A 5,539-nucleotide genomic window follows, 5' to 3' on the forward strand; every position below is an offset into this window, starting at 1 on the left:
TGTCCTGTCTCACCTAAAGTGACGCAATCTCAACTTAGTTGGAGCATTAGCCAAGTTTGTCTCAAGTTAGTTGACGCATCCTGGCGGCTTGTCTCAAGTTAGTTGACGCATTCACCCGGCGTGTCTCACGTTAGTTGACGCAGTTTGCCGACCCAAGCTAATACGGTTTTGTGCCATGGGACGCTCGATGGCGGCGTCCGACAGTTTTGCCGGGCAGCACGATTTTGCAGGCACCCTGACGTTCAGGGAGCGGTTCAGCAGCGCTCCGGCAACTGCGTCCTTAGCGGATTGCTGGATGGTCGCATTTGAGGACGTCCTCCCGATCCGTCAAACAGCAGCATTCAAGGGGCAACACAACTTCGCCGGCTTGTGGTGGTGTGCGACGAATCAACGCCATGTCGGGTTCGAATCCTGGTGCGAACGTGATCGCCTGATGTCCTTGGATTTTGACCCTGACGTCATTGGTGTTTCATCCCAGCCTTTCAGCATCACCTTGCCTCCATCACTCCCCCAGAAGTCCCACGTCCCTGACTACTTCATCCGCCGTCGCGACGGGTCCGCCGTCGTGCTTGACGTTCGGCCGGACGCCCTCGTGACACCAGCCGACGGGGACGTTTTCCAGGCAACCAAGGACCTGTGCGGCCACGTCGGCTGGAGCTACCGTCGGCTCGGCGCCCTGCCTCCGGTTCTTCTGGCGAATCTGCGGTGGCTCGCTGGCTACCGTCATCCACGGTGTTCGCGCGAAGCCAAGGTGACGTTGTTGACGGACATCCTCTCGAACGGCCCGGCGTCGATACGTGACCTCATGGCTGCGGCGGGCGACCCGGTCACTGTCTTGCCGACACTGTTCCACCTGCTGTGGAGCCGCATAATCAGCACGGATCTGCACCGCTGCAGCCTTGGCAAGGAGGCCGTGGTGTCGTTGGAGGAGGCACGGTGACAGGAGGTCACGGCATGCTGAAGCTTGGAGATGACGTTGAGTTCCGCGGGCTCAGGTATCGGTTCACGGCCCTTGACGGCGATGTGGCCATGCTCGCCGTCAGCGGTAAGCCACCCGTCAGCATCAAATTGGGATCCCTCTTCGCCGATAAGAGCTTCAAAATCTTGGACTCCGCACCGCAGCGGCGGAGGATCACGGGACCGTCAATGCTGTTCGAGTCGCTGCCCCAGGGGGTCCGAAGTAGGGCTCGGTGGCTTGAAGGACACGTCACCGAACTCCTCGATGGCGTCCCCTGCAATGCTGATCCGAACCACGAGGCCAAACGAATCTACAACCCCCAGCTGACTACTCCCCGGCAGCGGGACCTGGCCAAGATGGCGGAACTCCACGAGCTGGGAGAAGACTTCAGCCTCAGCAAGATCCAGCGCCTGCGCCGCGCCTACGAGCGGCAGGGGTTACTCGGCCTCATCGATCAGCGTCTCATCCGGCGTGACCCCGTGGCAGGCCAGACGGACCAGCGCGTCGTTGACGCCCTCGTTAAGGTACTGGAGCACAACACCCACCAATCCACCGGCACCACAGACCGCCTGATGCACCAGGTTTGCAAGGAACTGGACACCGAATATGGTTCCGGAACAGTTTCATTGCCGTCCCGCGCCACGTTTCACCGCTTGGTGGGCCGGCTTGCCGAAGGTCGGCACGCCACCGGCTCCGCCCGCACCCGTCGCACCCTCGCCCAACAACCGGAGGGACCTTTCGCCGCCGTCTACCCGGTCCGGCCCGGGGAACTAATGCAGATCGACTCCACTCCCCTGGACATCGCCGTCGAACTCGACGACGGCGTCATCGGCCGGGTCGAGCTGACCGCGATGGTCGACATCGCGACGCGAAGCATCCCTGCGGCGGTCGTCCGACCCACGACGAAGGCCGTGGATGCGGCCCTGCTGCTCGCACGCTGCCTGACTCCGGAGCTGATGCGGCCCGGGTGGGCAGAAGCGGCATCAATGGCCGCTTCCGCCCTGCCCTACCGGTCGATGAAATCCATCGACGAACGACTGGCCGGTGCGGCTGCGAAACCGGTCATCGTTCCGGAAACCATTGTCTGCGACCACGGCAAGGCCTATCTGTCCAACACCTTCAAGAGCGCCTGCCGCAGCCTGGGCATCAGCCTGCAGCCAGCCCACCCCGACACGCCCACGGACAAGCCCGTCATCGAACGGACCCTGCAGTCCATCGGCACACTCTTTGCCCAATACGTCACCGGCTACCTGGGTTCCTCGGTCGAGCGGCGCGGCAAAAACGCCGAACACCAGGCCGTGTTCTCCCTGCTGGAGATCCAGGACCTCCTCGATGAATGGATCGTCACCGGCTGGCAGAACCGCCCCCACGACGGGCTACGGGACCCTTTCACCCCCTCCCGGGTGCTGACACCGAACGAGAAATACGCGGCCCTTCTCGCGGTCAGCGGCTACGTCCCGGTCCCGCTAGGGTCGGAGGAATACCTGGAACTGTTGCCCGCCGAAACGCGAGTGATCAACAGCTACGGAGTCAAGATCCGCCACCGGGTCTACGACACCGCCGATTTGAATCCCTACCGCGGCCAGAAATCCGGGATGAAAGCGCTCAATGGCCTGTGGGAGGTCAGGTACGACCCTTACGATGCCGGTTGTGTCTGGATCCGCAACCATATCGACGGCGGCTGGATCACCGCCTACTGGAGGCACCTGTCCGGCTCTCCCCAACCCTTCGGGGAGGACATCTGGGCCTACGGACGCCAGATCGTCGCACAACGCGGCATCACCAGGCCCTCGGAGGACGAGATCAGGATCGCGGTGAACAACATCCTCGACAAAGCCTCACCACCGGCCAAACCGCGGACGAGGAACAGGAAAGATCGGCATGCCGCCGCCCGCAACACTGCCGCGCTGGGCGCCCGACGCCCGAGCCCCCATATCGATCAACAACTACCGAAACCGGCACCTATCCCACAGTCCGAAACAACGGCCGCATCATCCGCGGAGCAAGCCGTGGATTCGCAAAAGTTGGCGAAGATCATCCCGTTGAAGATCTACAACCCCCAGGAAAAGGCAGACGAATGGTGGTAGAAACAGCAGAACTCCCCAGCACCAGCCGCGCGCCGACCACTACCCTGCAGGGCTGGCGGAGCTTCGTCACCTCCATCGCGCCCACGATCGACCCGCCCGATCCCGCAACCCTGGCAGCCATGAGTGCTATCGAGCGTGAACGCTACGACGAGCAGCGCATCAGCTACCACTCCGAACTGGTCATCGTGGAAACCTCAACGGTTCGATCCATCACGAATCAGGGCCGGCTGTTGATGATGCTCAACCAACGCGAGATCAGCGCCCGCCGCGGACTGGTCGTCTCCGGGCCTTGGGCCTCCGGCAAAACCACGGCCATCAAACTCCTGGGCAAGACCCACGAGCTGCTCATCCGGCGCAAATACCCTAGGCAGGACCGCATCCCGGTCGTCTACATCACCACCCCGCCGAAAGGCTCCCCGCGGAAACTGGCCAGCGAATTCGCCAACTTCCTCGGATTGCCCCAACGTCCCCGCCAAAACGTCACCGACATCGCCGATGCCGTCTGCCAGGTCCTCACAGACGCCAAGACGGACCTCGTCCTCGTCGACGAGATCCACAACCTGAACCTGGCCACCAGCGCCGGCGAGGACATGTCCGACCACCTCAAATACTTCACCGAACACATGCCCGCGACCTTCGTTTACGCGGGCATCAACGTCGAAAACTCCGGCCTGTTCACCGGGCTCCGGGGACGGCAGATCTCCGCCCGCTCCGTTCTCAAGACCACCGGCCCGTTCCCGTTCACCGAGGAATGGGAGGCCCTGGTCGCCACCCTCGAAAACGGCCTTCGCCTGCACCACCACGCGCCCGGCACCCTCACTGCCCAGGCCCAGCATCTGCACTACCGCGCCGGCGGCAGCATCAGCAGCCTCTCCCACTTGATCCGGCAGGCCGCCATCATGGCCATCCTGACCGGCACCGAGAAGATCGACCGCGAACTGCTGAACGAGACGAGCATCGACCATGCCGCCGAATCCCTCGCACCCCGGCCGGCCACGACCACCCCATCCGCGCGATGACAACCGCCGCAGTCCGGCTCCCTTCGCGGCCGTTGCCCCGCCCCATCCATCCCTACAAGGACGAGACAACTCCCTCCTTCGTCCGGAGGCTCGAAACGGCGAACGCCCTCCAGCCCCGGCAGCTCAGAACGCTCTTGAAGGCGAGCCGGAGGCCATGGCTCGAAAGCCTGGCAGCATGGACGGACAACGCCCCTGCCGTCCTCTTGCTCGCGATGCCGCAACTGGGCCAACACGACCCGGATCCATCACTGCGGCAGAAACTGGCCGGCCGCCCCACCCGCACAACCCACACCACCGCCTGCCAGCGCTGCACCCTTGCCCGCGGTGCCGGCCGATACGTGGAAATCTACAGCACCCACGAACACGTCATCTGCCCGCGCCATGGTCTTTGGATCGGCGATGGCGTCACGGGCTTCACCGACCAGTTCTCCATCCGGGCCGCCCCTGAGATCACCGCGGCCTGGCACCACCACAGGAACCTCATCGCCCGGCACGGACGCTCCGGAGTGCGTAAAGCATTCCACATCGCCTGTGTCATCAACTGGCGCTGGTACGACCAGTTCCACCACTTCAACGCCACCACCGAAACCTACGACGAACTGGCAGCCGACCAGCCCCGGTACGCCAACAGCCACGCAGTCGTCGCCGCTTCCCTTTACCCCGCGATCGTCAGGGTCACCGCCGCGATCAGTTCACCGCACTGGGCAGAAATAGCGCACTCACGCCACCCCGGCCGGTTCCTGGACCGCATCAGCGTTGAAGTCACGGACGGCTGGCAGCCCCGCGGAGCCTCAGACCCCCTTCGGCACTGGATGGACACCGACTGGCTGCCAGGATTTCGAGGGTCAGACACGATTCGTCCGTCTGCCCCCCAGATCGGAACGTCTTACCAGAAGCGAAGTGAAAGCGCCTAACCCGGGGGCGCTCCGGACAATAGGATGAACCATGGGCAAGACGACGAAACGCGTCATATGGATCGTATGTTTCCTGGTTATGTGTTGGGTGCTGTTCCAGCTGCTCGGGTGGCTTGGCGTTCTCTTCCTAGCAGCGGCCGGAGCGCTAGGAGGCTTCGCGTCAATCTTCATCAATCGGAAAGTGAAGCGAGACGAACAAATCGCACGGTTCCGTAACCAGACCGACTGACCACCAATGCCAACTGCAGCACGGTCCAAATCGACCACAGGATGAACTGAGCGCGAAAGCCGCCGCAGGTCATCTTGGCTGCAACCGCCTGGGAATCTCAGACTCACCCATTTCCGGAGGCTACAAGCGACTGCCACCTTGTCGAACAGGGAGGGCACAAGATCTCGGGCACGGCAATGTGCCCAGCGGCAGCGGCAGATGAGGCCTGACGTAGAGGGATTCGACGATTTGGGTCAACTAAAGTGAGACAAATCGGGGAAATTCGTCTCACTTTAGTTGACCTGACCGCGTATTTCCGGGGCGACGTGGTTCAACTTATTTGAGACAGGACA

The 5,539-nt window shown here is 62.7% G+C and carries 4 protein-coding genes; all 4 read left to right on the plus strand.

The window, feature by feature from the left end:
• The first annotated feature begins 175 nt into the window (after window positions 1-175).
• From QRN52_RS20750 to QRN52_RS20765, 4 genes are read left to right on the plus strand one after another with little or no spacing between them, the layout of a single operon-like run.
• The gene (locus QRN52_RS20750; protein WP_284755483.1) at window positions 176-940 is read left to right on the plus strand and encodes a TnsA-like heteromeric transposase endonuclease subunit; all 765 of its coding nucleotides are present in this window, start codon (window positions 176-178) and stop codon (window positions 938-940) included.
• 14 nt (window positions 941-954) lie between these two features.
• Window positions 955-3,045 carry a TnsB C-terminal domain-containing protein gene (locus QRN52_RS20755; protein WP_284755485.1) on the plus strand — a complete coding sequence of 697 codons (2,091 nt, stop codon included), beginning with the start codon at window positions 955-957 and terminating at the stop codon, window positions 3,043-3,045.
• Window positions 3,036-4,064: an ATP-binding protein gene (locus QRN52_RS20760; RefSeq protein ID WP_284755486.1), complete on the plus strand. Its 1,029-nt coding sequence runs from the start codon at window positions 3,036-3,038 to the stop codon at window positions 4,062-4,064. The genes QRN52_RS20755 and QRN52_RS20760 overlap by 10 nt, the downstream gene beginning before the upstream one ends.
• A complete protein-coding gene (locus QRN52_RS20765) occupies window positions 4,061-4,978 on the plus strand; it encodes a TniQ family protein (protein ID WP_284755488.1) in 918 nt (305 codons plus the stop codon). The genes QRN52_RS20760 and QRN52_RS20765 overlap by 4 nt, the downstream gene beginning before the upstream one ends.
• Window positions 4,979-5,539 lie beyond the last annotated feature (561 nt).

Origin of the sequence: Arthrobacter sp. efr-133-R2A-120 (genome assembly GCF_030209835.1) — a bacterium.
In the GTDB taxonomy this organism is placed as follows: domain Bacteria; phylum Actinomycetota; class Actinomycetes; order Actinomycetales; family Micrococcaceae; genus Arthrobacter.

What these genes read in the sequence shown, in the direction of transcription:
- QRN52_RS20750 (WP_284755483.1), top strand. Translation starts at nt 176, where the DNA reads ATGGGACGCTCGATGGCGGCGTCCGACAGTTTTGCCGGGCAGCACGAT.
- QRN52_RS20755 (WP_284755485.1), top strand. Translation starts at nt 955, where the DNA reads ATGCTGAAGCTTGGAGATGACGTTGAGTTCCGCGGGCTCAGGTATCGG.
- QRN52_RS20760 (WP_284755486.1), top strand. Translation starts at nt 3,036, where the DNA reads ATGGTGGTAGAAACAGCAGAACTCCCCAGCACCAGCCGCGCGCCGACC.
- QRN52_RS20765 (WP_284755488.1), top strand. Translation starts at nt 4,061, where the DNA reads ATGACAACCGCCGCAGTCCGGCTCCCTTCGCGGCCGTTGCCCCGCCCC.